Genomic DNA, 23684 nt, shown 5'->3' with positions numbered 1-23684 from the left:
CGACTGCGCGATCAGGTGTTGCCGCGGCGCAAACCGGCATTACAGCAAGCAGGACGGATCGTCCCACTGATAACTGAGCGCCAGCGCGCGCCGGCCGCCGACGGTGTCCACCTCGCAAGGCGCGGACGCCTCGCCGCCCAGCGCCCGGTAAAAGGCGCAGGCGTCCCGATTGGCCTGGTAGGCCCACAGAAACAAGGGCCGTCCCGGCGCGACGCGCAAGGCCTCCGTCGCCGCCGCCGCCATCAGCGCGCGGCCGATGCCGCGTCCCTGCTGCCCGGCCTTCACATGCAGATTATCCAGATACACGCCCCGCTCCGGCGCCTCGTCCGGCAATAGGCAAACAAAACCCGCCGGCTCATCCTGCCACAGCGCCAGCCGCACCCACAGCGCGCCCGGCGCGGCGAAGCGCTCCCGCCACATGGCCAGGCGTTCGTCCGCGGCGCGCAAATCCAGATATTCGTCCGGCAAGATGCCGCGATAATGCTCTTGCCAACTGGCGACATGCAGCGCCGCGATCCGCTCGGCGTCCCGAGCGTCGGCCGCTCGCAACAACAAACCCTGATTCATGTTCGCTCCCCTTGCCGCGGTGGTTCCACACCGGCGGTCCAACTGGCTCTGGCCAAGGCCGCCGGCAATCGAGACAATACCGATACCGCCTACCTTATGCGAGGAAGACTTTCCATGCATGTCGTGATTTTTCGCGCCGCCACGCGGCAACTGGATGCGGAATACTCCGCGGTCGCCCAGCAGATGCGCCGGCTGGCCATGGAGCACTTCGGCTGCCTCGCCTTTGTTTCCGCCTGTGAAGACGGCCAGGAAATCGCCTTGTCCTACTGGCCGGACGCCGACAGCATCCGCGCCTGGAAGGCGCATGCCGACCACGTGCTGGCGCAGCAACTGGGACGGGAGCGCTGGTATCGGCAATACCGGGTGGAGGTGGCCTGTATCGAACGCAGCTATGAATGGACCTTGGACGCGTCAGACTGAGGTCCGCGGCATGGCGCTGTTTCACGTGGAACCGGACCGCGGCGCGACTAGCCGCTTTTTATCCGCGCCCGCGCTTTCTTTAGCCGCTTTTTACGCGCCGGAGCCTAGCATGCAGCCAAGATCCCACTGCGAGGCCCTTGCCAATGAGCGCAAGCAAACCCGTCCGCCGCGCGCTGCCGACGCGCGGCATTCCCGACTATCTGCCGGACGATGACGCGGCGCCCTTGGCGCTGCGCCGTTATATTCTCAACGCCCGCTTTCCGGCCGCATCCGCCCGGACCCCGTCCGATGGCGGCTGGCGAGCGTCCTTGCGCGCCTGGTGGCGCTTGGTGAGCGCGCGGCGATGAAGCGCGGCGATCTCGCCCTGCGCCACCGCCGGCTATTGCACGCCTACGCCCAGGCCCGTCATCAGGATAGGCCCTGGCTCAAACGCAAGACGCGGCTGCCGCGCGCGGCCCAAACGGGCTTGCTGCAGCGGCTGCGCGCCTGGCTACGCCTTATTTGAGCCGCAGCGGCTCCACCAGCACATTGTTGGACTCGTCGGCCAGCCACATCTGACCGTCCTGGATGGTGGCGCTCAACTGCATGCTGCGCTGGCAGATGGCGACCAGCTCCGCCAGCGTGGCCGTCTCGACGCGAAACACGCTGAGCTTGTCCAGCCGGGCCAGCTTGTTCTCCATCTGCGGCCACCACACTTCGCTGGCGCGGCCGCCGTAGCTGTACAACACCACGCGCTCGGCGCGGCTGCACGCTTTCTTCAGCCGTTTTTCGTCCGGCTCGCCCAGTTCCACCCACAGCTCGATCTCGTCGGCATAGTTTTTCTGCCACAACTCGGGCTCGTCGTCGGCGCTCAGACCGCGGCTGAATTGCAGGGTTTCGCTGGCGTTGAGCGCAAAGGCGGCCAGACGCAGCATCATGCGTTCCACGGTTTCGGACGGATGCTGGGCCAGCGTCAGCTGATGACTGGCGTAATAGCCGCGATCCATGTCGGATACGGCGAGATTGGCTTTATAAATGGTGGCGGACAGGGCCATGCGGAAACCGGCTTTGCGAAAAAAGAAGCCATTGTACGGGGCCGCCGGCCATTGCGCCCGTTCAATCGCTAGACGGCGGGGCGCGCCGCCATGAACGGCCTCTTAGAACGCGTTTACGATCTCGCAAGCTAGAGCGAGACAAGGCGAAAACGGATGAGAAAGCGGAGGGTACACACGGTACGAAGCGGTACTCACCATGTGACGTCTGACGACGCGCAGCAGATCGTAAACAGGTTCTTAAGGCGAAGGCTGGCTGGAGCAGTCCAAAGGTTCGCCGCGCCAGGTGATGCTGGCCTCGCGGCCCTTGATCCACAGTTCCAGCCCCGGCGCCGCGTAACGCGCGCCGCTGCCGCTCAGGCCCTGATGCAGAATGGCGGTGGAGCCGTTGTACTCCAGCTTCACCGTGGGCGGGTGGGTGCGATAGAAGGTGGCCAGCACGGTGCGGGTGGCGTTGCCCTTGCAGACATAGCGCAAGGGCGTCAGCGACGGCGCCAGCCCCCAGGCCGCCTGCAATTGGGTGATGCGCATGATGTAGACGTCGCCCAGACACATATGCATGTCCTCGGTCTTGACGCAGTCCTTCAGACTTTTGACCCAGCGGCGCTGCTCGGCGATCAGCTTGGCCTCGGCCCCCGGCCGGCCTTGCTGCGCCTGTTCCAGCGCCAGGGCATAGACCTTTTCCAGCCGATTGTCCTGGCGGGTCAGGCTGTCGTCCTGGCACACCATGGCCTCTACCGGATTGCCCGGCTTTTCGCAATTGAAATCGGTCGCCGCCGGCGGATTGGCCTCCGCCGTGTCCTCGACGGTCCTGCCACTCTCCGCCGCGCGGCCGTGGCCGCCTTCCGACCCGCCCTTGCCGGCGGCCAGCGCCAAGGCCGGACACAATATGATCAAGCCGACCAGCCTATGGGCGGATCCAGGCATACCGATTTCCTCTGAACTGCGTTATTCGCCGCCCATGCCGGGCGGACACATCAAAACAGGGCATCTCTCCGCCGCGGGCCGATGCGCTCAACCCCGGCGACGTGACAGCATGATACCAGTTCGCCCATTCGCATTTATTAATAATATCGGCCGTCAAAAAGGCTTTTCGCGGCTCAGGATTCCGTTGGAATGGATATGACAATGCCGCGACAAGTTCCCAAACCGACAATTTGAAGGTAAACTTCGGCCTCTCGCGCGCAATTCCAATCTTTGCGCGTCGCGCGCGCTTCATCCCGAAGCGCCCATCGCATCCCTAACTTTTTCCCGTCAGCCTGGATTGGTTCGCACATACTGCGATAGGCCGTCGCAGGAGCAAACATGTCCACACTCACCTTTGCCGACCTCGGTCTGGCCGAATCCCTGTTGCGCGCCGTCAGCGAAACCGGTTACACCACCCCCACCCCGATCCAGGCCCAAGCCATCCCGCAAGTGCTGCAAGGCGGCGATCTGCTGGCCGCGGCCCAGACCGGCACCGGCAAAACCGCCGGCTTCACCCTGCCCTTGCTGCAGCTGCTGATGGGCAAGCCGTCCACCCAGCCGGGCCGTCCGCGCGCGCTGGTGCTGACGCCCACCCGCGAGCTGGCCGCTCAGGTGGAGGAGTCGGTGCAAACCTACGGGAAATACCTGCCGCTCAAATCCATGGTGATGTTCGGCGGCGTCAACATCAACCCGCAAACCCGCGAGCTGCGCAAGCCGCTGGACATCCTGGTGGCCACCCCCGGCCGCCTGCTGGACCACGCCGGCCAGCGCAACATCGATTTGTCCGGCGTTGAGATCCTGGTGCTGGACGAAGCCGACCGCATGCTGGACATGGGCTTCATCCACGACATCCGCAAAGTGCTGGCGCTGCTGCCGGCCAAGCGCCAGAACCTGCTGTTCTCCGCCACCTTCTCCGACGAGATCAAGGGCCTGGCCGATCGTCTGCTGGACAGCCCCAAGCTGGTGGAAGTGGCGCGCCGCAACACCACCAACGAGCTGGTGGATCAGAAGATCCACCTGGTGGACCGCGACCGCAAAACCGATCTGCTGATCCATCTGATCAAGGAACACAACTGGTTCCAGGCGCTGGTGTTCACCCGCACCAAGCACGGCGCCAACCGTCTGGCGGAAAAACTGGACAAGACCGGCATCCCCGCCGCCGCGATTCACGGCAACAAGAGCCAGAACGCGCGTACCCGCGCGCTGGCCGACTTCAAGAGCGGCGAATTGCAAGTGCTGGTCGCCACCGACATCGCCGCGCGCGGCCTGGACATCGACCAACTGCCGCACGTGGTCAACTTCGAACTGCCCAATGTGCCGGAAGACTACGTGCACCGCATCGGCCGCACCGGCCGCGCCGGCAGCAGGGGCGAGGCGGTATCGCTGGTCTGCGTGGACGAGTTCAGCTTCCTGAAAGACATCGAGAAGCTCACCAAGCAATCGATCGAGCGCTTCGCGGTGCCGGGCTTCGAGGCCGATCTGTCGGTGAAGCCGGAACCCATCCCGATGGGCGGCGGCAACCGCCGCGGCCAGCCGCAACGCCAGGGCGGCGGCGGCAAACCGCGCCACCAGCCGGACAGCAAGCCCACTGGCCACGGCCATCGCTCGCCGGCGTCCAAGCCGCGCCAGGGTCAAGGACAGGGTCAGGCCAAAAACGCCACAAACGGCCAGCCGGGTCAGCGCTCGTCGCAAGGCCAGGGTCAGGGCCAGCGCGGCAAGCCCGCCTCCTCGCGTCCGAGCTCGGCGCTGTTCAGCCCGCCGAAAGGCCGCTAAGAACCAGTTCAGTCTGCTGTGCTTCGGCGATACGGCGTTGAAAACAAGCTCAAGATGCTCATGTACCACGTGTACATTCCGCTTTTTCGCTTGTTTTCGCCTTGTCCCGCCTTTGCTCGCGAGACTTTGAACAGGCTCTAAGACCCGCTAACAAAACCCCTGATCCAGCGTTGCGCCTCCTTGTCGTACGACTAGTACTGCCTACGTCGGTGCGCCTTGGCTCAGGTTCTCTGCGAGGTTTTGTTAGCGGCTCTAAGCCCGCGCAAGCGGCGCCGCGCCCTTGCGGCGCGGCCGCCGACGCGCTTCTTCGCCGACCCCGCGGCGATGGAAGCGCTTTACGCCGGACGCCAAACCTGCCTACGATTCAGCAATAGGCCCTTGGGGCCGACAACAATATCGAGCGGAGACGGCGCGCGCCGCGCTCCGCACGGGCAGCACGCATGCCGCGCGCACAGATCGAGCAAGGATTCGGGGAAATGATGAGACTTCGCAGCTGGCTGCTGGGCAGCCTGGCTGTAGTCCTGCTGGCGGCAGCTCAGCCGCAGGCCGCGCCACGTCTGAAAATCACCCTGTCCAACCAGGAGTGGCCGCCCTATATGGGCAAGGAACTGCCGTACGACGGCATTTTGTCGCGTTTGGTCAAAGAGGCCTTCGCCCGCGCCAACGTCGACGTCGCCTTCCGTTACTACCCCAACAACCGCACGCTGCAATCGGCGCGCAACGGCACCGTGGACGGCAGCTTCGGCTGGGCGCCGACGCCGGAACGCAAGCAGGACCTGCTGTTCACCCAACCAGTGTTGCATGCGCGCATGGTGTTTTTCCAGCGCCGCAGCGCCAGTTTTCCCTGGAACGATCTGTCCAATCTGCGCCACGCGCGGGTGGGCGTCACGGTCGGCAACTTCTATTCCGACGAGTTCAACCGGCAGGTCAAGGCCGGCCACCTGATTCCGGACATGGCGCCGGACGACGTCACCAATCTGCGCAAGCTGCTGGCCGGCCGCATCGACTTATTCCCCATCGACGTGGAAGTGGGCCAATACCTGATCGCCCGCAACTTCCAGCCGCGGCTGGCCCAGCAATTGGAGCCGCAGAGCAAATCGTTCTGGGTGGCGCCGCTGCACGTGGTGATCTGGCGCAAGCACCGCCAGGGCCCGGAGTTGGTGGAACGTTTCAATCGCGGCCTGAAGGCCTTGCAGGACAGCGGGGAGTTCGAGCGCATCGTGGCGGAGACCCGCGCCGCCAGCCTGGCCTACCACAAACCGATCAAGGCCCAGTGAAGCGAAAACGGCGCTAAGGCGCGTCCGCGCTGCTCAACACCACCGGCCGGCCGTGAAAATAGCCCTGGAACCAATGGAAGCCCAGCGCGCGGCAACGTTCGAACTGCTCGCGGCTGTCCACCTTTTCCGCCAACAGGATGCCGTCGAAATCGCTCAATTGCGCCATCAGCTCCGGCAAGCGTTCCGCTTCCACCGCCGCCACGTCCACTTTGACGATGTCCACCAGCGGCAGCATCGCCGCCTGATCCGGCCCCAGGTGGATCACGTCGTCCAACGCCAGGCGAAAGCCGCGCTGGCGCAACAAGGCCATGCGTTGCAGCAAGTCCTGGGTGACGGTCACCGTTTCCAGGATTTCCAACACCAGCCGCTCCGCCGGCAATTGGTCCAGGATGGGATCTTGCAACAAATCGGCGCTGGCGTTGATGAAACCGGGGAACTGGCCCAACACATCCGCGCAGCCCAGCTCTCCGAAGGCGTTGCGCAGCACCTCGGCGCTGGCGAGCAGATCGTCGCGCACCAAGGCGAAATTGGCCGGGCTGGAACGGAACAATAGTTCATAGGCCACCAGCTGCTGCTGGCGGTCGACGATTGCCTGCCGGCCAAGATAACGTGAAGAATTAGGCATGCCGACGATACTACAGGATATTGCCGCCGCTGTTGGGCATCTCCTGCTGGTGCCGTCAAAAAATATGACAGCTTATGCCTGACCATCGTCATTAAATGCGGTAAGGTTGCAAATTACCCTCAAGTCAGCGAGTCCGCCATGTTGCCAACCCGACAAATTCCCCGCGAGGAGATCAAGGCGCTGCCGCTGTTCGCCGGCCTGACGCCGGAACAGGTGCGGCTGGCCGCCACGCCGGAGCTGGCCGCCGCCGCGTTGCGGGACCTGGCCGGCTGCGCGGAGCTGGGCTTCGACACCGAATCCCGCCCCACTTTCCACAAGGGCGAAAAACCGACCGGTCCGCACCTGGTCCAGCTGGCCTGCGACGACCGCGCCTGGCTGTTCCCGGTGCAGGACGGCCAGTGCGCGCCGGAGCTGAAAACCCTGCTGGAAGACCCTCAGCGGCTCTTGGTGGGCTTCGAGCTCAGTTCGGACCAGACGCTGCTGCAACAGCGGCTGGGCATCCGCTGCGGCCGGGTGCTGGACCTGGTGGACCACTTCTCCAGCGACGATGCGCGCATCACCGTCGGCGCGGTGCAGGCGGTGGCGCGGCTGTTCGGCCAGTACTTTCGCAAATCCAAGAAGCTGTCCACCACCAACTGGTCCAAACTGCCGCTGACGCCGGCGCAACAAGCCTACGCCGGCAACGACGCCTGGGTGGCGCTGCGGGTGTACCGCGAGCTGGACGCCCGCGGCGGTTTGCGGCGCGGCGGCTGAAGCCGCGCCGGAACATCAAGGCAGCCGCGTGATGCGGTTCAGCGCCGGCACCGCCACTGGCGAAGCCGCGGCGAAATAGCTCTCCAGCACGTCCACGTCCACGCCGCCGCCCACCCGGTTGCTCCCCTGGGTCAGCACGGTGAAGCCGTCGCCGCCGCCGGCGATGAAGTTGTTGACCTGCACCCGGTAGCTGGCCTGCGGATCAATGGCCACGCCGTTGATCTTGATGCTGGCGATGTCCACCTTGGCGCCCGCCGGCGCCGACTGGCTCCAGCTATAGCTGAATCCCTTGGACACTTGCAGAATCTTGACCTTGGACGGATCGCTCCATTGCTGCTCCAGCAGCTGGTCGATCTGCGCGCCGCTCAGGGTCAGCGTGGTCATCACATTGCCGAAGGGCTGGGTGGTGAACAATTGGTTGTACGTCACAGCGCCGCCGACGCCGGGAAGGATGTCGGCGCGCACGCCGCCCGGATTCATGAAGGCCACCACCGCGCCCTGGGCGGCGCCGGCCGCCAATTGCGCGTCGGCCACCACGTCGCCCAGCGCGGTTTCGCCGGCTGCGGACGGAGTGCGGTCCAGGGCGCCCGCCGCCTGGCCCACCACGCGGTTGGCCACCGGGGCCACCAAGTCCTTGTACAGCTTAACCAGATTGCTGACCGAGGCCAGCGGCGCGATGTCGCGCGCCACCACCCGGTTCTGCGCCTGGATGGAGCCGGGCTTGACGTCGCGGGTGGCCGGGTCCAGCACGAAGTCGATCTCGGTGAACAACTGACCGTAGTTCTTGGCGCTGGTCACCCGGCGGCCGTCGATCACGCAGTTGTAGGCCTGATGGGTGTGGCCGGTGACCACCAGCTTCACCGCCGGGTCCAGCTTCTTGACGATGTCGACGATGGGGCCGGACACGCCGTTGCATTCATTGAAATTGCCGCTTTGATAGCCGCCCTCGTGCACCACCACCACCACGGCGGACACGCCCTGACGTTTCAGTTGCGGAATCAGCTGGTTCACCGTGGCCGCCTCGTCCTGGAAGCTCAGCCCCTTGATGCCGTCCGGCGACACGATTTCCGGCGTGCCTTTCAGCGTCATGCCGATGAAGGCCACCGGGATGCCGCCGAACTTCTTGATCTCGTAAGCGGGGAACAAGGTGCCGCCGTCGCTTTTCTTGACGTTGGCCGCCAGAAACTTGAACTTGGCGCCGGCGAACTTGCCGTTCTGGCAGGAGGTGGTGGGCGCGCCCGTCTTGCAGCCGCCGTTCTGCATGCGCAGCAATTCCTGCTGGCCGTCGTCGAACTCATGGTTGCCGACGGCGTTGAGGTCCAGGCCCAGCAGATTCATCGCCTCGATGGTGGGCTCGTCGTGGAACAGGCCGGACACCAGCGGGCTGGCGCCGATCAGATCGCCGGCCGACACCACCACGGTGTTGGGCGATTTGGCGCGCAGCGCCTGCACCCAGGCCGCCAGGTAATCAACGCCGCCGGCGTTGATCTTGATCGTCTTGCTCGGGTCGGCCGGATCCGGCACCGTCAGTTGGCCAGGCATGTCCAGATTGCCGTGGAAATCGTTGAAGGCGATCATCTTCACCGCCACCGGCTGGCGCGAGACGCCGGTGTTCTGGTCGCCCGGCCCCCAGCCGCCGGAGCCGGCGGAACAGCCGAACAGCGCCAGGCTCGCCGCCAGGCACAAGCTCATGGTTTTCAGTTTCACGAAACGCATCCTTGTCTTGTTTGTTGTCGCGCGCGCCGGCGCCGCCGGCCGCGACCGAATGAGGAGACGTCCGTCCACTGCCATGGACCGCGATGGACGCTCCGATCGCGCGCACTATAGCAAAACAAAATGACAAAGAGTTAAAACTTTCATGATGCGAAACAAATCGCCATGCGGCCTCAGTCGGCGCGCGGCTCCGCCTCCAGCGCCGCCAGCGCGTCCGCGGTGTTGAGATTGGGAAAGAGATGGTCGAAGCCGACTTCGACATGGTTAAGACCGGCCAGCCAACCACGGATGGAACGGCCGCCGCCGGCCAGATAGGCGGCCAGCCCGGCGCGGAGGCCGGGCCCCAGCGCCAGCAGGCTGGGATGCCAGCCTTCGCGGTCGCGCGCGCTGGCGGCCTGGCGGCCGCTCGCCACTTCCGCCAGCAGCCGGCGCGAGAAATCGGCCGGCAGCCGCACCGCGTCGCAAGGCATCACCAGCCAGACCGCGCCGTCCTCGCGCTCCAAGGCCGCCAGCACCCCGGCCAGCGGCCCCGGATAATCCGGCAGGCTGTCCGGCAGCAGCGGGCAGCCAAAGCCGGCGTACACGTCCAGATTGCGATTGGCCGAGATCCACACCCGTTCGGGCGGCGGCGTCTGCGCGGACAAGGCGGACAAGGCGTGCGCCAGCAGCGGCCGCCCGGACAATATCGCCAGGCCCTTGTCGACGCCGCCCATGCGCGTGGCGCGGCCGCCGGCCAGAATCAGCGCCTGGTGGCTCATTGCCAGCGTTCCGCCGCCTGGGCGTCGCTGTGTTTGGCCTCCACCCAGCGCTCGCGGCCGTCCGCCAGGATTTCCTTCTTCCAGAACGGCGCGTCCTGCTTCAGATAGTCCATCAGGAATTCCGCGGCGGCGAAGGCGTCGCGGCGGTGGCTGCTGGCCACCGCCACCAGCACGATGGGCTCGCCCAGCGCCAGCCGCCCCACGCGATGGATGACGGTGGCCGCCTGCAGCGGCCAACGCCGGCGCGCTTCCTCCACGATGGCCTCCAAGGCCTTTTCGGTCATGCCCGGATAATGCTCCAGCTCCAGCGCCGTCACATCGCGGCTGTCGCCGTAATCGCGCACCAGCCCGCTGAAGCTGACCACCGCGCCGCAGGCCGGGTTGCCGGACAGCGCGTCGATTTCCACGCCGGCGCTGAAACGCTGCGGCTGCACCCGCACCGTGAACGCGTCCATGCTCATCCTCCGGTCACCGGCGGAAACACCGCCACTTCGTCGCCGTCGCTCAGAACGGAGTCCAGGCGCGCCATCTGCTGGTTCACCGCCACGCGGAACACCCGGTCGGCGGCCAGTTCCCGCGACCAGGCCTCGCCGCGCAGCCGCAACTCCACCAGCAGTTCCTCCACCGTGGCCGCGTCGCTGTCCAAATGTTCGCTCTCCAGGCCGAACTCGTCCCGCAAGCGGGCAAAATACAAAAGATTCAGTTTCATCGCCTGCCTCTGCGCAGTTGAGCGGATACCGCAGTGTAAGCAATCCGCGCCGGGCCTCCAATACGTCAAGGTGGCTAGGCCAGACTGGAACGCAAGCGCCGCAGCAAGGCACCAGCGGTCGCCGCATCCTCCACACGCCCCGCCGTACACTCGGTCACGCCAGCCCCCACTAGAGTGACACGCTCAGTAATCGCGTCGATCACCTGATGCAGTCTTTCCAAGGCCAGTCCCCCGGGTGTTGGACAGCACACCCAAGGATGGCTTTCCGGGTCTAACACATCCAAATCCAGGTGGATATAACAAGGCCAGCCGGGATTCAACGCCTCTGCAACGCAGCCGGGGTTCTCCGCCATCGCCTCCACGCTGAACAAACGCAGCCGCGTAGCGTCTATCCAATCCCGTTCCGCGGTGTCCAAATTGCGTTGACCGGCCAGGATCACTTGCTCCGATGCTAGCTTCGTGCTCAGCAGCGCCAGCATCAACGGGTGCCCTTCTCCCATCAGCAAGCGCAAGGGCATGCCATGAAAGTGTCCGCTGGGCGAACTGGCCGGGGTATTCAAATCTCCATGCGCGTCCAGCCAGACCACATTGAGCCGGCCCTGCAAACAATGGTTCAGATAAGCCAGCGGCGCCACCTCTACACCGCAATCCCCGCCGCAAACCAGGAGCCGCTCCGGCTGCCGTTGTTGCAGCAACCGCCAGCAAGATTGCTGCTGCGCCAGCAAAGCCTCTAGATGATCGATGCCATCCTGTCGTTCCGTTGCCGGCGTCGCCGTCAATGCCACCCGTTGCGCAGAGATCAAGCCCGCCGCCTGCTGCGCATGGATCGCGCCTTCCGCCAATGCCTGACACGCTCCAGTCCCCTGCCACTGTGGAAACACGATTTCCAAATACCCCATTGCCCCCTCCTGACGCCAGAGTAAAGAACCAGCCTAATGCGCCGGTGGGGACAAGTCATGGCGCAATGCAAAAAGCCGCTCTGACGAGCGGCTTTAGGAATGCACGATGCGGCGACGCTTACTTAACGATCTGCGCCAGCTCGCCCTTCAGGTATTTATTGGCCATGGCGTCCAGGTTGATCGCCTTGATCTTGCTGGCCTGACCGGCGGAGCCGAAGGCTTCGTAGCGGGCGATACAGATGTCGCGCATCGCGTCGGTGGACACTTTCAGGTATTTGCGCGGATCGAATTCGGCCGGATGCTGGGCCAGGAAGCGGCGGATGGCGCCGGTGGAGGCCAGGCGCAGGTCGGTGTCGATATTGACCTTGCGCACGCCGTGCTTGATGCCTTCCACGATCTCTTCCACCGGCACGCCGTAGGTTTCGCCCAGATCGCCGCCGAACTCGTTGATGATCTGCAGCCATTCCTGCGGCACGCTGGAGGAGCCGTGCATCACCAGGTGGGTGTTGGGGATGCGGGCGTGGATTTCCTTGATGCGGTCGATGCGCAGCACGTCGCCGGTGGGCTTCTTGCTGAATTTGTAAGCGCCGTGGCTGGTGCCGATGGCGATGGCCAACGCGTCCACGCCGGTGTCCTTGACGAACTGGGCGGCCTCTTCCGGATCGGTCAGCAGCTGGCTGTGGTCCAGCACGCCTTCGGCGCCCACGCCGTCTTCTTCGCCGGCCATCCCGGTTTCCAGGCTGCCCAGGCAGCCGATCTCGCCTTCCACCGACACGCCGCAGGCGTGGGCGAAATTAACCACGGTGCGGGTCACGTCCACGTTGTAGGCGTAATCGGCCGGGGTCTTGCCGTCGCTTTTCAGCGAGCCGTCCATCATCACCGAGGAGAAGCCGAGCTGGATAGAACGCTGGCACACGTCCGGGCTGGTGCCGTGGTCCTGGTGCATCACCACCGGGATGTGCGGAAACTCTTCCACCGCGGCCAGGATCATGTGGCGCAGGAAGGGCGCGCCGGCGTATTTGCGCGCGCCAGCGGAGGCCTGCACGATCACCGGGGCGTTCACCTTGTCGGCGGCCTCCATGATGGCGCGCATCTGCTCCAGGTTGTTGACGTTGAAGGCCGGCAGGCCGTAGCCGAATTCCGCTGCGTGGTCCAGCAGCTGACGCATGGAAACGAGAGCCATGGTGTTCAATCTCCGCAAACTGCTCCGCCGGGGCGGAGCATGGTTGGCGCCCGGACCGCGCGGCGGCCCGAGGCGAATTCATCAATTCAGTGTCTGGACACGCCGGACAACAACAGGCCGGCGCCGACGAAAGCGCCGCCGGACACTTTGTTGACCAGCTTGAGGCGCCGCGCGCTGTTCAGCCAGCCGGCCAAACGCGCGCCGCCGCCGGCGTAAGCCAGCTGCCAGGACGCCTCGATCACGTAAAACGTCGCCGCCAGGATCGCCAACTGCGGCCCCTGCGGCTGCTGCGCGTTCATGAACTGCGGGAACAGCGCGGTAAAAAAGATAAAGGCCTTGGGATTGCTCATCGCCACCAGAAAGCCGGTGCGGAACATGCCCCAGGGCGTGTGCTTGCCGGCCGCCGCCTCGCGGATTTCCTCCACCGGCTGCGGCTGGCTGCGCCAGGTCTTGATCCCCAGATAGATCAAATACGCGGCGCCGGCGTATTTTACCAAGGAAAACAGCAGTTCGGAGGTGGCCAGCACCGCGCCCAGTCCGGCGGCGGAGCCGAACATGATCAAACCCAGCGCCGTCATCAGGCCAAGACAAGTCATCAGCGTGCGCCGCACCCCGTAGTGAATGCCGTGGGTCATCGCCAGCAGCATATTGGGGCCGGGCGTGGCCGAGACGAAAAACACGGTGGTGACGAACAGCAACCAGGTATTGAGCGACATGGATATCTCCGGCGGGTGGGCCATCAGAATGAAACGGCGGCGAATACGCCAGTGTAACGCAAGCCATTCATCCCGATAGCCTTTTTCCCCTCAGCCCGCGCACTCGGCCAGGATGGCCACCGCCGGCAACTCCTTGCCTTCCAGGAACTCCAGGAAGGCGCCGCCGCCGGTGGAGATGTAGCTGATGTCGTCGGTGATGCCGTACTTGGCGATCGCCGCCAGGGTGTCGCCGCCGCCGGCGATGGAGAAGGCCGGCGAGGCCGCGATGGCCTGGGCCAGGGTCTTGGTGCCGCCGCCGAACTGCTCGAACTCGAACACGCCCACCGGGCCGTTCCACACCACGGTGCCGGCCTGGGCGATGATGGCGGCCAAGGCCTGCGCGGAATCCGGGCCGATGTCCAGAATCATGTCGTCGGCCTCCACCTCCGCCGCGCTCTTGGTCACGGCGGCGGCGGTTTCGGCGAACTCCTTGGCGCAGACCACGTCAGCCGGCAACGGCACATCGCCGCCGCGGGCGCGAATCTTGGCGATCACTTTTTTGGCCTCGTCCACCAGCTCGGCCTCGGCCAGCGATTTGCCTATGGCCTTGCCCTCGGCCAGCAAGAAGGTGTTGGCGATGCCGCCGCCGACGATCAACTGGTCCACCTTGTCGGCCAGCGATTCCAGAATGGTCAGCTTGGTGGACACCTTGGAGCCGGCGACAATGGCCACCAGCGGCCGCGCCGGCGCTTGCAAGGCCTTGCCCAGCGCTTCCAGCTCGGCGGAGAGCAGCACGCCGGCGCAGGCGGCCGGCGCGAACTGGGCCACCGCGTGGGTGGAGGCTTCGGCGCGGTGGGCGGTGCCGAAAGCGTCGTTGACGAACACGTCGCACAAGGCGGCGTAGGCGCGGCCCAGGTCGGCGTTGTTCTTTTTCTCGCCCTTGTTCAGGCGCACGTTTTCCAGCATCGCCACTTCGCCGGGCGCCACGCTGAGGCCGGACTGCCAGTCCGCCACCAGGCGCACCGGCCGGCCCAGCAGGCCGGACAGGCGCTCCACCACCGGCGCCAGGCTGTCTTCCGGCTTGGGCTCGCCCTCGGTGGGGCGGCCCAGATGGGTCATCAGGATCACGCCGGCGCCGGCTTTCAGGCACAGCTCGATGGACGGCAGGCTGGCGCGGATGCGGGTATCGTCGCCGATGACGCCGTTTTTCACCGGCACGTTCATGTCCACGCGGATCAGCACGCGCTTGCCGGCCAGGGCCTGTTCGGAAAGTTTATTGAATTTCATCGTTCGCTCGCTCGGGTTTGGATTCGCTTGTCGATTGATTCATCGGCGCAGACTCCGGCTTGGCGCCGGGGCGGCCGCATTTTTTGCAGTACGGAAAAAAGGCGAAATTGCGCGCGCCGCAGTCGCAGCCGCGGAACAGCTGCAGGCCGCAGTGCACGCAGTAGTCGGCGTCGTCGCCGGCAATATTGTATTGATGGTCGCAGGACGGGCAAGTTTTCTTCTGGTAGGCGCCCAAGGCCTGGGCGTAGGCCACGTGGCGCGCGCGCTCGCTCTGGCTTTGCTGCAGCTCGGCGCGCTTTTTCTCGGCGTAGCGCTGGAAGGCCTGAATCATGCGCAGGCCGGCGAACACTGTCAGCGCGATGCCGACGGCCAGCCGCACATAGCCGCCGAAATTGGGCAGATAGGGCAGCAGTTCGACGAAGAAGGCGAACAGCGCGAACAGGCCGAAGCCGTAAACGAAGAACCAGTAACGATGCGTCCGATAGCGGCTGAACAGCCATACCGCCAGCAAGAGCAGCGGCAGGATCACCGCCAGCCGCAGCAGGAACACTTTCAACTCGAAACGCTGGTAGGCCTGCTGGTAACGGTCCTGGGCGACGGCATCCACCCGGGCGATCTCTTCTTGCAGCGTTTGCCGGCTCCGCTCCAGCGCGCGCAGGCCGTCGCTCGCCCGGTCTTCCTTCTGCTGCCATTGCAGGATCTGCGCCTGCAGGGCGTCCAGTTCCCGGGTGCGGCGGCTGACTTCGGCGCTTTGCTGCGGATCGGCGCTGGCGGCGCGGCTGGCCAGCCAGTTGGCCAGGCCCTTGCGCTGAGTCTGGTAATTGCGTTCCAGCTGCTCGCGGGTGGCGCCGAGGTTTTCCAGCTGGGCGCGCTGCGCGTCGTTCTGGCGCTGCAAAACCTGCTGCCGCTGCCGCAGCGGCTCGATGCCGGCCTGCTGCTGCAGCGTTTCCAGCTGCGGCGGGCCGCCGTCCGGCACGTAGAACAGATCGCGGATCACCAGTTCGCCCAGATTGGACAGAAAGCCGGCGAACACCAAAGCCACCAGCCAGGAGGCCAGCCGGACCCATTTTTCCGGGCGGGACAATGCTTGGTTCTGTCGCATGCTGCTCTCCTGTGACGGCGGTTCAGCGGGGGGCGATATCGGCGATCGCCCGGCAAGTGTATGCCAAAAAAACGGCCCTACCTTAACACCAATCAAATGCCGGTGGATGTAGCGCCCGCGCTAGCGGACGCAAAAAATCCGGGCCGGCAACGCATGCCGGCCCGGATTTCCTGGATCACTTCGTCGTCAGCAAGCGAACATCGCGCGCGCGGTGCGCAGCATCTGGCAACTGAAACCCCATTCATTGTCGTACCAGGCCAGCACTTTCACCATATTGCCGCCGGTCACCTTGGTCAGCGTGGAGTCGAAGGTGGAGGCTTCCTCGGTGTGGTTGAAGTCGCCGGACACCAGCGGCAGGGTGTTGTAGCCCAGGATGCCCTTCATCGCGCCGTTGGACGCTTCCTTCAGGATGTCGTTGACCTCGTCCTTGGTGGTGTCGCGCGCGGCGCTGAACGTCAGGTCCACCAGCGACACGTTGATGGTGGGCACGCGCACCGAGAAACCGTCCAGCTTGCCCTTCAGCTCCGGCAGCACCAGGCCCACGGCCTTGGCCGCGCCGGTCTTGGTCGGAATCATATTGTCGGTGGCGGAGCGGGCGCGGCGCAGGTCCTTGTGCTTGACGTCGGTCAGCACCTGGTCGTTGGTGAAGGCGTGAATGGTGGTCATCAGGCCTTTCTTGATGCCGATGGCCTGGTGCAGCGCCTTGGCCACCGGGGCCAGGCAGTTGGTGGTGCAGCTGGCGTTGGACACCACGGTCATTTCCGGCTTCAGCACGTCGTGATTGACGCCGTAAACGATGGTGGCGTCGACATCGTCGCCGCCCGGCGCGGAAATCAGCACCTTCTTGGCGCCGGCGTCCAGGTGGGCCTGGCATTTTTCCTTGCTGGTGAAGGCGCCGGTGCATTCCAGCACCAGATCCACGTCCAGCGCTTTCCACGGCAGTTCCGCCGGGTTGCGGGTGCTGAAGAACGGGATTTTGTCGCCGTTCAGGATCAGGTGGGCGTCGTCCTGCTCGACCTCGCCGGGGAAACGGCCGTGCACGGTGTCGAACTTGGTCAGGTGGGCATTGATGTTGAGATCGCCGGTGGCGTTGACGGCCACTACTTTGAAATCGTCATGCAGCTGGTTTTCGTAGATGGCGCGCAGTACCTGGCGGCCGATGCGGCCGTAACCATTTATGGCGATGCGGATAGTCATGCTTCTAAATCTCCTGGGGACGATCCGGAGCGCCCGGTTTCCCGGCCGGCGCTCCGCGTGTTGTGTAGTGCGTCCACTACATGAAACGGCGAACAAAAGGCCATTGCTTTCGCAATGGCCTGTCTTTACATCACAGCAGCGCTTTGGTCTTGGCCACTACATTGTCGACGGTGAAGCCGAAGGCCTGGAACAGCTGCGGCGCCGGGGCGGATTCGCCGAAGTGGTCGATGCCGACCACGTCGCCGTCCAGGCCCACGTATTTGCGCCAGAAGTCCGGATGGCCGGCTTCGATCGCCAGCCGCGGCAGGCCCGCCGGCAGCACGCTGTCGCGCCAGGCCTTGTCCTGGCGGTCGAACACATTGGTGCACGGCATGGACACCACGCGCACGGCGACGCCTTCCGCCGCCAGCGCATCCTGCGCCTTCAGCGCCAGTTCCACTTCGGAACCGGTGGCGATCAGCACCGCGCGGGCGCCGGCGGCGTCGCGCAGCACATAGCCGCCCTTCTGGATGGCGGCCAGCTGCGCCGCGTCGCGGGCGACGAAGGGCAGGTTCTGACGGCTCAGCACCATGCTGCTCGGCGTGGTCTTCTGCTCGACGGCGTGCGCCCAGGCCGCCGCGGTTTCGGCGGTGTCGCACGGACGCCAGGTGTGGTGGTTGGGGATGTAGCGCAGCGTGGCCACTTGCTCCACCGGCTGGTGGGTGGGGCCGTCTTCGCCCAGGCCGATGGAATCGTGGGTGAACACGAAGATCGGGTTGATCTTCATCAGCGAAGCCATGCGCAAGGCGTTGCGCGCGTATTCGCTGAACATCAGGAAGGTGCCGCCGTACGGACGCAGGCCGCCGTGCAGGGTCATGCCGTTCATGATGGCGGCCATGCCGAACTCGCGCACGCCGTAGCTGATGTAGTTGCCCTGGCCGTCGCGGTCAATCCACTTGGAGCCGGACCAGTTGGTCAGGTTGGAGCCGGTCAGGTCGGCGGAACCGCCGACGAATTCCGGCAGCGCCGGCGACAGCGCTTCCAGCGCGATCTGGCTGGCCTTGCGGGTGGCCACGGTCTGGGCGGCGTCGGCGATCTTGGCCAGCGCGGCGGCCTTGGTCTCTTCCCAGCCGGACGGCAATTCGCCACTCATGCGGCGGCTGAATTCGGCGGCCAGTTCCGGGAAAGCGGCGCGGTAGGCGTCGAAGCGCTTGTTCCATTCGATCTCGGCCAGCGCGCCCTTGTCGCGCGCGCTCCACTCGGCGTAGATCTCGGCCGGGATCTCGAACGGCGCGTGCGGCCAGTTCAGGCCTTCGCGCGCGGCGGCGATTTCGGCCGCGCCCAGCGGCGCGCCGTGGCAATCGTGGCTGCCTTGCTTGGTGGGCGCGCCAAAACCGATGGTGGTCTTGCAGCAGATCAGCGTCGGACGCGCGCTTTCCTTTTGCGCGGTGGCGATGGCGGTGGCCACTTCCACCGGATCGTGGCCGTTGACGTTCTTGATCACCTGCCAGCCGTAGGCTTCGAAGCGGGCCGGGGTGTCGTCGGTGAACCAGCCTTCCACATGACCGTCGATGGAAATGCCGTTGTCGTCCCAGAAGGCGATCAGCTTGTTGAGCTCCCAGGTGCCGGCCAGCGAGCACGCTTCGTGGCTGATGCCCTCCATCAGGCAACCGTCGCCCAGGAAGGCGTAAGTGTGGTGGTCTACGATCTGATGGCCGTCGCGGTTGAACTGCGACGCCAGCATTTTCTCGGCCAGCGCCATGCCCACCGCGTTGGTGATGCCCTGGCCCAGCGGGCCGGTGGTGGTTTCAATGCCGGGAGCGTAGCCGTATTCGGGATGGCCGGGAGTCTTGGAGTGAAGCTGACGGAACTGCTTGAGGTCTTCGATGGAGAGGTCGTAACCGGTGAGGTGCAACAGGCTGTAGATCAACATGGAACCGTGACCGTTGGACAGCACGAAGCGGTCGCGGTCTGGCCAGTTGGGATTGGCCGGGTTGTGTTTCAGGTGATCGCGCCACAATACTTCCGCGATGTCTGCCATCCCCATCGGGGCGCCGGGGTGACCGGATTTGGCTTTTTCAACGGCATCCATGGACAGGAAACGGATGGCGTTGGCAAGCTCGGTACGGGTGACCATTTCGGGAAAACCTCAAGACTTGTGTGGAAACCGGGACGACGGCCGCGCCATCCGAACATGCCTCCGGCATGGACCAACCGTCGCAAAATCATGGAATTATCGCCGATTTTCACCATTGGCGGCAACCGCCCCGCCGCGCGGAATACCGCTGCGGCATGAAGGGGCATGAAAAATAGCCGGATGCGGCCGTTTTGCAAGATAATGCCCAGGCCGGCATAAAATGCATTTTGAATCAAAAGCCTGCGAGCGACTCCGCGCCGGGTTCCGCCGATGACGAATGGGCAGAATGCGCGACGGACGCGCCGGCAGGGAAACCCGCGACGCAAATCGCTGTCAGTCTGGCTCTGTCTTTAGCCGCGAAAAAAAACGAACCGGCCGACGCGGCCAAGCGCCGCCGGCTCGATCGCCACAACCTTTTTGGAGATTTCGATGCAATCATTCGATGCCCTACCCGCTCCGCGCAAAGTCGCTTTCGGACGCGGCTGGCGCTGGATCGTGGAGGCCTTTTACATCGTCCGCCAGCAGCCGCTGACCTGGGTCCTGCTGGCGCTGGCCTATCTGGTGATCAATTTCATCGTCAACATGATCCCCTTGCTGGGCGGCCCGCTGTCCTTCTTCCTGGCGCCGGTGTTCGCCGCCGGCTTCATCCTGGCGGCGAAGAAATGCGAGCAGGGCTCGGAGCTGGAACTGGGCGATCTGTTCGCCGGTTTCAAGACCGCGCTGCGGCCGCTGATCAATGTGGGCATGCTCTACCTGGCCATCCTGATCGTCATCGGCGTGGTGCTGGGCCTGTTGATGGGCGCGATGGGCGTGAGCGTGGCCAAGAGCGATCCCAACGCGATCCCGGTGATCGCCGGCCCCATCGCGCTGTTCGCCTTCATCGGCGGCGTGGCCATCTTCCTGGTCAGCCTGGCTTACTGGTTCGCGCCGGCGCTGGTGACGCTGAACCAGGCCGGCCCGTGGCAAGCGATCCGCACCAGCTTGCAAGCCGGCCTCGCCAACTGGGGCGCGGTGCTGGTCAGCGGCCTGATGCTGGCGGTGCTGGCCTTCATCGCGATGATTCCGCTGGGTCTGGGCCTCTTGCTGTGGTTCCCGGTGCTGTACGTGACCGCCTATACCGGCTGGAAGGATATCTTCGGCCAATCCGCGGCGCCGGCGCGTCCGGACGAGCCGGTGGTGTTCTAAAGCGCCGTTGAATAAGAAAAGCCCGCCTTTCGGCGGGCTTTTTTTTGCGGCTGCAGCGGCGCTTACAGCGAGGGCAGCAGGCCGGCTTCGACGAAGCGGTTGTAAGAGCCGCTGGCCACCAGCGCGGCGGCTTTCTCGATGTCCGGCGCGAAGTAGCGGTCCTTGTCGTAGAAGCTCACCTGTTCGCGCAGCTCGGCCTTGGCCGCTTCCAGCTTGGCCGAGGTTTTGTGCGGCGCGCGGAAGTCCACGCCCTGGCAGGCGGCCAGCAATTCCACCGCCAGGATGCCGGCGGTGTTGCCGGCCATGTCGCGCAGACGGCGGCCGGCGAAAGTGGCCATGGACACGTGGTCTTCCTGGTTGGCCGAGGTGGGCAGGCTGTCCACCGAGGCCGGGTGCGCCAGCGATTTGTTTTCCGAAGCCAGGGCCGCGCCGGTGACCTGGGCGATCATGAAGCCGGAGTTGACCCCGCCGTTGTTGACCAGGAAGGGCGGCAGCTTGGACAGATTGCTGTCGATCAGCAGCGCCATCCGGCGTTCGGACAGCGAACCGATTTCGGCCAGCGCCAGCGCCAGATTGTCGGCGGCGAAAGCCACCGGCTCGGCGTGGAAGTTGCCGCCGGACAGGATGTCGTTGTCGGCGGCGAACACCAGCGGGTTGTCGGACACCGAGTTGGCCTCCACCGTCAGCACCGCGGCGGCCTGGCGGATCTGGGTCAGGCAGGCGCCCATCACTTGCGGCTGACAGCGCAGCGAATACGGGTCCTGCACCTTGCCGCAGTTCTCGTGCGAGCCCTCGATCTCGCTATGCTCCAGCAGATCGCGGTAGATGCGGGCGGCGTCGATCTGGCCGGCGTGGCCGCGCACCGCGTGGATGCGCTCGTCGAACGGGGTGCGGCTGCCCAGCGCGGCTTCCACCGACAGCGCGCCGGCCACCGAAGCCGAGGCGTACAGGTCTTCGGCGGCGAACAGGCCTTCCAGCGCGAAGGCGGTGGACGCCTGAGTGCCGTTCAGCAAGGCCAGGCCTTCCTTGGGCGCCAGGGTGATGGGTTCCAGGCCGGCGGAGCGCATCGCCACCGCGCCCGGTACGCGGGTGCCGTTGACGAAGGCTTCGCCCTCGCCGATCAGCACCGCGCTCATATGCGACAGCGGCGCCAGATCGCCGGACGCGCCCACCGAGCCCTTCTGCGGGATCACCGGGTAGATGCGCTGGTTGAACAAGGCGATCAGCGCCTCGATCACCAGCCGGCGTATACCGGAAAAACCGCGCGCCAGCGAGTTGATCTTCAAGGCCATCACCAGGCGCACCGTGGATTCGTCCATCGGCGCGCCGATGCCGGCGGCGTGGGACAGCACGATGGAGCGCTGCAACAGCTCCAGCTCTTCCGGCGCGATGCGGGTATTGGCCAACAGGCCGAAACCGGTGTTGATGCCGTAGGCGGTGCGGCCTTCGGACAGCACCCGCGCCACGGTGGCGGCGGAGGCGTCGATGCCGGCGTGGCTGGACGGGTCCAGATGCAGTTGCAGATCGGTTTCACGTGAAACGCGGCGCAGCTCGGCCAGGCTGAGCGTGCCGGGAACGATGTTCAATACCATCTTGAGATTCTCCTTCTAAAGCGTTTGCAGCGCCGCTTGCCGCGGTGAGCGCTGGTCTTGTGTTATCGCGCCCTGCCGACAAGCGGCTTGAATGTTCCGGCGAGCCCGCGCCCGCCGGACAGAAAACCTTGCGCCGCGCCTTTAGGCGGCGTCGCGCCGAGCCTCCGCCTCCGCGCCGGGCGCCAGCACCCGGCTCCACAGGAAGTGGCCGGCCACCACCAGCGCCACCCAAGCGGCGCCCACCAGCAGCGCGGAGCGGGTATCCTCGAAGTAACCGAGCACGCCGATCACGAACAGCATGAACCCTATCGCCGCCAGCGGCGCGTACGGCCAGAACGGCACCGGGAATTTCAGCTCCGCCGCCTGCTCCTTGCTCATCTGGCGACGCATCGCCACCTGAGACAGCAGAATCATCAGCCATACCCACACCGTGGCGAAGGTGGCGATGGAGGCGATCAGCAGGAACACGTCCTTGGGCATCAGGTAGTTGAGCACCACGCCCAGCAGCAAGGCGGCGGCCATGACCAGCACCGTCATCCACGGCACGCCGTTGGCCGACAGCTTGGCGAAGCTTTGCGGCGCCTGGCCCTGACGCGCCATGCCGTACAACATGCGGCCGGCGCCGAAGATGTCGCTGTTGATCGCCGAAATCGCCGCCGAGATCACCACCGCGTTCAGAATATGAGCGGCGGCGGGAATGCCCAGGCTTTCGAAAATCTGCACGAAGGGGCTGCCCTGGCTGCCGATCTTCGGCCACGGGAAGATGGACATCAGCACGGTCAGCGTCAGCACGTAGAACAACAGGATGCGCACCGGCACCGCGTTGATCGCGCGCGGGATGGTGCGCTGCGGGTCCTGCGCCTCGCCGGCGGAAATGCCGATGATCTCGATGCCGCCGAAGGCGAACATCACCACCGCGAGCGAGGCGATCACCCCGCCCCAGCCATTGGGCATGAAGCCTCCGTGCGACCATAAATTATGCAGGCCGCTGGCCTCGGCGCTGCCGAAGCCGAACAGGATGATGGCCACGCCGCCTATGATCATCGCGATAATGGCCCCCACCTTGACGATGGACAGCCAGAACTCCATCTCGCCGAACACCTTGACGCTGCACAGGTTCAAGGCGCCGATGAAGAAGATGATGCTCAGCACCCAGACCCAGCGGTCCACTTCCGGAAACCACAAGCTCATATAGATGCCGAAGGCGGTCACGTCGGCCAGGCAGACGATGATCATCTCGAAAGCGTAGGTCCAGCCGGTGATCACCCCGGCCAAGGGGCCCAGATAGCTGGTGGCGTAATGGCCGAAGGAACCGGCCACCGGATTGTGCACCGCCATTTCGCCCAGCGCGCGCATCACCATGTAAACGGCGGCGCCGCCGATCAAATAAGCCAGCAATACCGCCGGACCGGCCATCTGTATCGCCGCCGCCGAACCGTAGAACAAGCCGGTGCCGATGGCCGACCCCAGCGCCATGAAACGGATGTGACGGGCGGACAGGCCGCGCGTCAGTGTTTGTGTTTGCATCTCTCTCCTCCTGGGCATGGCTGCGCTTGCCGACCGAACGCGGATGCGCCCGCTACGCCGCATCCCGCGGCCCGGCATGTTTCGTTGAGCAACCCAGCGCCGGCAAACTGTAGAGCCAGCGTGGGCGGATCACAAGACCAAGACGCGGAAAGAGCGGCCGGTCATGACGAAGCAATGCGGACTGCGGGCGCGAACGCGCCGGTGCGTCTCAGTGGACGGGCAAGAACAACATGACCGTTTTTTTCCTTTGCAAGACGATTGCCAGCCCCGCCGCTTATTTGTACAAGCTTGTCGTGCGGGACCGCGGAT

Annotated in this window: 24 protein-coding genes; 7 read left to right on the top strand and 17 right to left on the bottom strand. The window is 65.1% G+C overall.

The window, feature by feature from the left end; translation table 11 throughout:
• Positions 1-39: 39 nt before the first annotated feature.
• The gene (locus ACODRW_RS04365) at positions 40-567 is read right to left on the bottom strand and encodes a GNAT family N-acetyltransferase (RefSeq protein WP_488905244.1); all 528 of its coding nucleotides are present in this window, start codon (positions 565-567) and stop codon (positions 40-42) included.
• A gap of 114 nt (positions 568-681) precedes the next feature.
• Between ACODRW_RS04365 and ACODRW_RS04360 the strand changes: the two genes are divergently transcribed.
• The 3 genes from ACODRW_RS04360 to ACODRW_RS04350 all read left to right on the top strand — a co-directional run bounded on the left by ACODRW_RS04360 (position 682) and on the right by ACODRW_RS04350 (position 1492).
• Positions 682-987 (top strand): antibiotic biosynthesis monooxygenase family protein, encoded by a 306-nt coding sequence (locus tag ACODRW_RS04360; protein WP_227105831.1) that lies wholly within the window; start codon positions 682-684, stop codon positions 985-987.
• A 143-nt stretch (positions 988-1130) separates the two neighbouring features.
• Positions 1131-1334 carry a hypothetical protein gene (locus ACODRW_RS04355; RefSeq protein WP_488905243.1) on the top strand — a complete coding sequence of 68 codons (204 nt, stop codon included), beginning with the start codon at positions 1131-1133 and terminating at the stop codon, positions 1332-1334.
• Entirely contained in the window at positions 1331-1492 is a 162-nt protein-coding gene (locus ACODRW_RS04350; RefSeq protein ID WP_158274390.1) for a hypothetical protein, read from the top strand. The genes ACODRW_RS04355 and ACODRW_RS04350 overlap by 4 nt, the downstream gene beginning before the upstream one ends.
• Here the strand turns inward: ACODRW_RS04350 and ACODRW_RS04345 are convergent.
• Together ACODRW_RS04345 and ACODRW_RS04340 are read right to left on the bottom strand one after the other, a co-directional pair.
• Positions 1485-2021 carry a YaeQ family protein gene (locus ACODRW_RS04345; protein WP_107801283.1) on the bottom strand — a complete coding sequence of 179 codons (537 nt, stop codon included), beginning with the start codon at positions 2019-2021 and terminating at the stop codon, positions 1485-1487. The genes ACODRW_RS04350 and ACODRW_RS04345 overlap by 8 nt on opposite strands.
• A gap of 237 nt (positions 2022-2258) precedes the next feature.
• Positions 2259-2945: an MliC family protein gene (locus ACODRW_RS04340; protein WP_488905242.1), complete on the bottom strand. Its 687-nt coding sequence runs from the start codon at positions 2943-2945 to the stop codon at positions 2259-2261.
• A 378-nt stretch (positions 2946-3323) separates the two neighbouring features.
• Between ACODRW_RS04340 and ACODRW_RS04335 the strand changes: the two genes are divergently transcribed.
• Entirely contained in the window at positions 3324-4757 is a 1434-nt protein-coding gene (locus tag ACODRW_RS04335) for a DEAD/DEAH box helicase (RefSeq protein ID WP_235085632.1), read from the top strand.
• A 476-nt stretch (positions 4758-5233) separates the two neighbouring features.
• On the top strand, positions 5234-6034 hold the full coding sequence (locus ACODRW_RS04330; RefSeq protein ID WP_199225955.1) for a substrate-binding periplasmic protein: 801 nt from the start codon (positions 5234-5236) through the stop codon (positions 6032-6034).
• Between the two features lie 13 nt (positions 6035-6047).
• Here the strand turns inward: ACODRW_RS04330 and ACODRW_RS04325 are convergent, their stop codons facing one another.
• Positions 6048-6659, bottom strand: a complete 612-nt coding sequence (locus ACODRW_RS04325; RefSeq protein ID WP_107801286.1) for an EAL and HDOD domain-containing protein — start codon at positions 6657-6659, stop codon at positions 6048-6050.
• A 138-nt stretch (positions 6660-6797) separates the two neighbouring features.
• Between ACODRW_RS04325 and ACODRW_RS04320 the strand changes: the two genes are divergently transcribed.
• The gene (locus ACODRW_RS04320) at positions 6798-7412 is read left to right on the top strand and encodes a 3'-5' exonuclease (RefSeq protein ID WP_227105838.1); all 615 of its coding nucleotides are present in this window, start codon (positions 6798-6800) and stop codon (positions 7410-7412) included.
• A gap of 15 nt (positions 7413-7427) precedes the next feature.
• Here ACODRW_RS04320 and ACODRW_RS04315 read toward each other — a convergent pair whose 3' ends face one another.
• The 11 genes from ACODRW_RS04315 to tkt all read right to left on the bottom strand — a co-directional run bounded on the left by ACODRW_RS04315 (position 7428) and on the right by tkt (position 19071).
• Positions 7428-9119, bottom strand: a complete 1692-nt coding sequence (locus tag ACODRW_RS04315) for a bifunctional metallophosphatase/5'-nucleotidase (protein WP_488905241.1) — start codon at positions 9117-9119, stop codon at positions 7428-7430.
• 179 nt (positions 9120-9298) lie between these two features.
• A complete protein-coding gene (gene mobA / locus ACODRW_RS04310) occupies positions 9299-9883 on the bottom strand; it encodes a molybdenum cofactor guanylyltransferase MobA (RefSeq protein WP_488905240.1) in 585 nt (194 codons plus the stop codon).
• A complete protein-coding gene (gene moaE / locus ACODRW_RS04305) occupies positions 9880-10338 on the bottom strand; it encodes a molybdopterin synthase catalytic subunit MoaE (protein ID WP_107801290.1) in 459 nt (152 codons plus the stop codon). The genes mobA and moaE overlap by 4 nt, the downstream gene beginning before the upstream one ends.
• 2 nt (positions 10339-10340) lie before the next feature.
• Entirely contained in the window at positions 10341-10592 is a 252-nt protein-coding gene (gene moaD / locus ACODRW_RS04300; RefSeq protein WP_107801291.1) for a molybdopterin converting factor subunit 1, read from the bottom strand.
• Between the two features lie 74 nt (positions 10593-10666).
• A complete protein-coding gene (locus ACODRW_RS04295) occupies positions 10667-11491 on the bottom strand; it encodes an arginase family protein (RefSeq protein ID WP_107801292.1) in 825 nt (274 codons plus the stop codon).
• Between the two features lie 118 nt (positions 11492-11609).
• Positions 11610-12674 carry a class II fructose-bisphosphate aldolase gene (fba, locus tag ACODRW_RS04290; RefSeq protein WP_107801293.1) on the bottom strand — a complete coding sequence of 355 codons (1065 nt, stop codon included), beginning with the start codon at positions 12672-12674 and terminating at the stop codon, positions 11610-11612.
• 86 nt (positions 12675-12760) lie between these two features.
• Positions 12761-13390 (bottom strand): LysE family translocator, encoded by a 630-nt coding sequence (locus ACODRW_RS04285; protein WP_107801294.1) that lies wholly within the window; start codon positions 13388-13390, stop codon positions 12761-12763.
• Positions 13391-13480: 90 nt separating this feature from the next.
• Positions 13481-14656 (bottom strand): phosphoglycerate kinase, encoded by a 1176-nt coding sequence (locus tag ACODRW_RS04280; RefSeq protein ID WP_488905239.1) that lies wholly within the window; start codon positions 14654-14656, stop codon positions 13481-13483.
• Positions 14643-15758, bottom strand: a complete 1116-nt coding sequence (locus tag ACODRW_RS04275) for a serine endopeptidase (protein WP_488905238.1) — start codon at positions 15756-15758, stop codon at positions 14643-14645. The genes ACODRW_RS04280 and ACODRW_RS04275 overlap by 14 nt, the downstream gene beginning before the upstream one ends.
• A gap of 186 nt (positions 15759-15944) precedes the next feature.
• Positions 15945-16955, bottom strand: a complete 1011-nt coding sequence (gap, locus tag ACODRW_RS04270) for a type I glyceraldehyde-3-phosphate dehydrogenase (protein ID WP_048408492.1) — start codon at positions 16953-16955, stop codon at positions 15945-15947.
• 130 nt (positions 16956-17085) lie between these two features.
• On the bottom strand, positions 17086-19071 hold the full coding sequence (gene tkt, locus ACODRW_RS04265) for a transketolase (RefSeq protein ID WP_488905237.1): 1986 nt from the start codon (positions 19069-19071) through the stop codon (positions 17086-17088).
• 429 nt (positions 19072-19500) lie between these two features.
• On the opposite strand from tkt, the gene ACODRW_RS04260 reads away from it, so the two are divergent.
• On the top strand, positions 19501-20256 hold the full coding sequence (locus tag ACODRW_RS04260; protein WP_227105849.1) for a BPSS1780 family membrane protein: 756 nt from the start codon (positions 19501-19503) through the stop codon (positions 20254-20256).
• Positions 20257-20318: 62 nt separating this feature from the next.
• Here the strand turns inward: ACODRW_RS04260 and hutH are convergent, their stop codons facing one another.
• Both hutH and ACODRW_RS04250 read right to left on the bottom strand, forming a co-directional pair.
• Entirely contained in the window at positions 20319-21848 is a 1530-nt protein-coding gene (gene hutH / locus ACODRW_RS04255) for a histidine ammonia-lyase (protein WP_488905236.1), read from the bottom strand.
• Positions 21849-21989: 141 nt separating this feature from the next.
• Positions 21990-23375 carry an amino acid permease gene (locus ACODRW_RS04250; RefSeq protein ID WP_107801299.1) on the bottom strand — a complete coding sequence of 462 codons (1386 nt, stop codon included), beginning with the start codon at positions 23373-23375 and terminating at the stop codon, positions 21990-21992.
• Between the last annotated feature and the right edge of the window lie 309 nt (positions 23376-23684).

The sequence above is a fragment of the Chromobacterium sp. FG89 genome, assembly GCF_057808735.1.
Note: the sequence above shows the minus strand (reverse complement) of the source record. Positions and strands in the feature narration are given on the sequence as shown.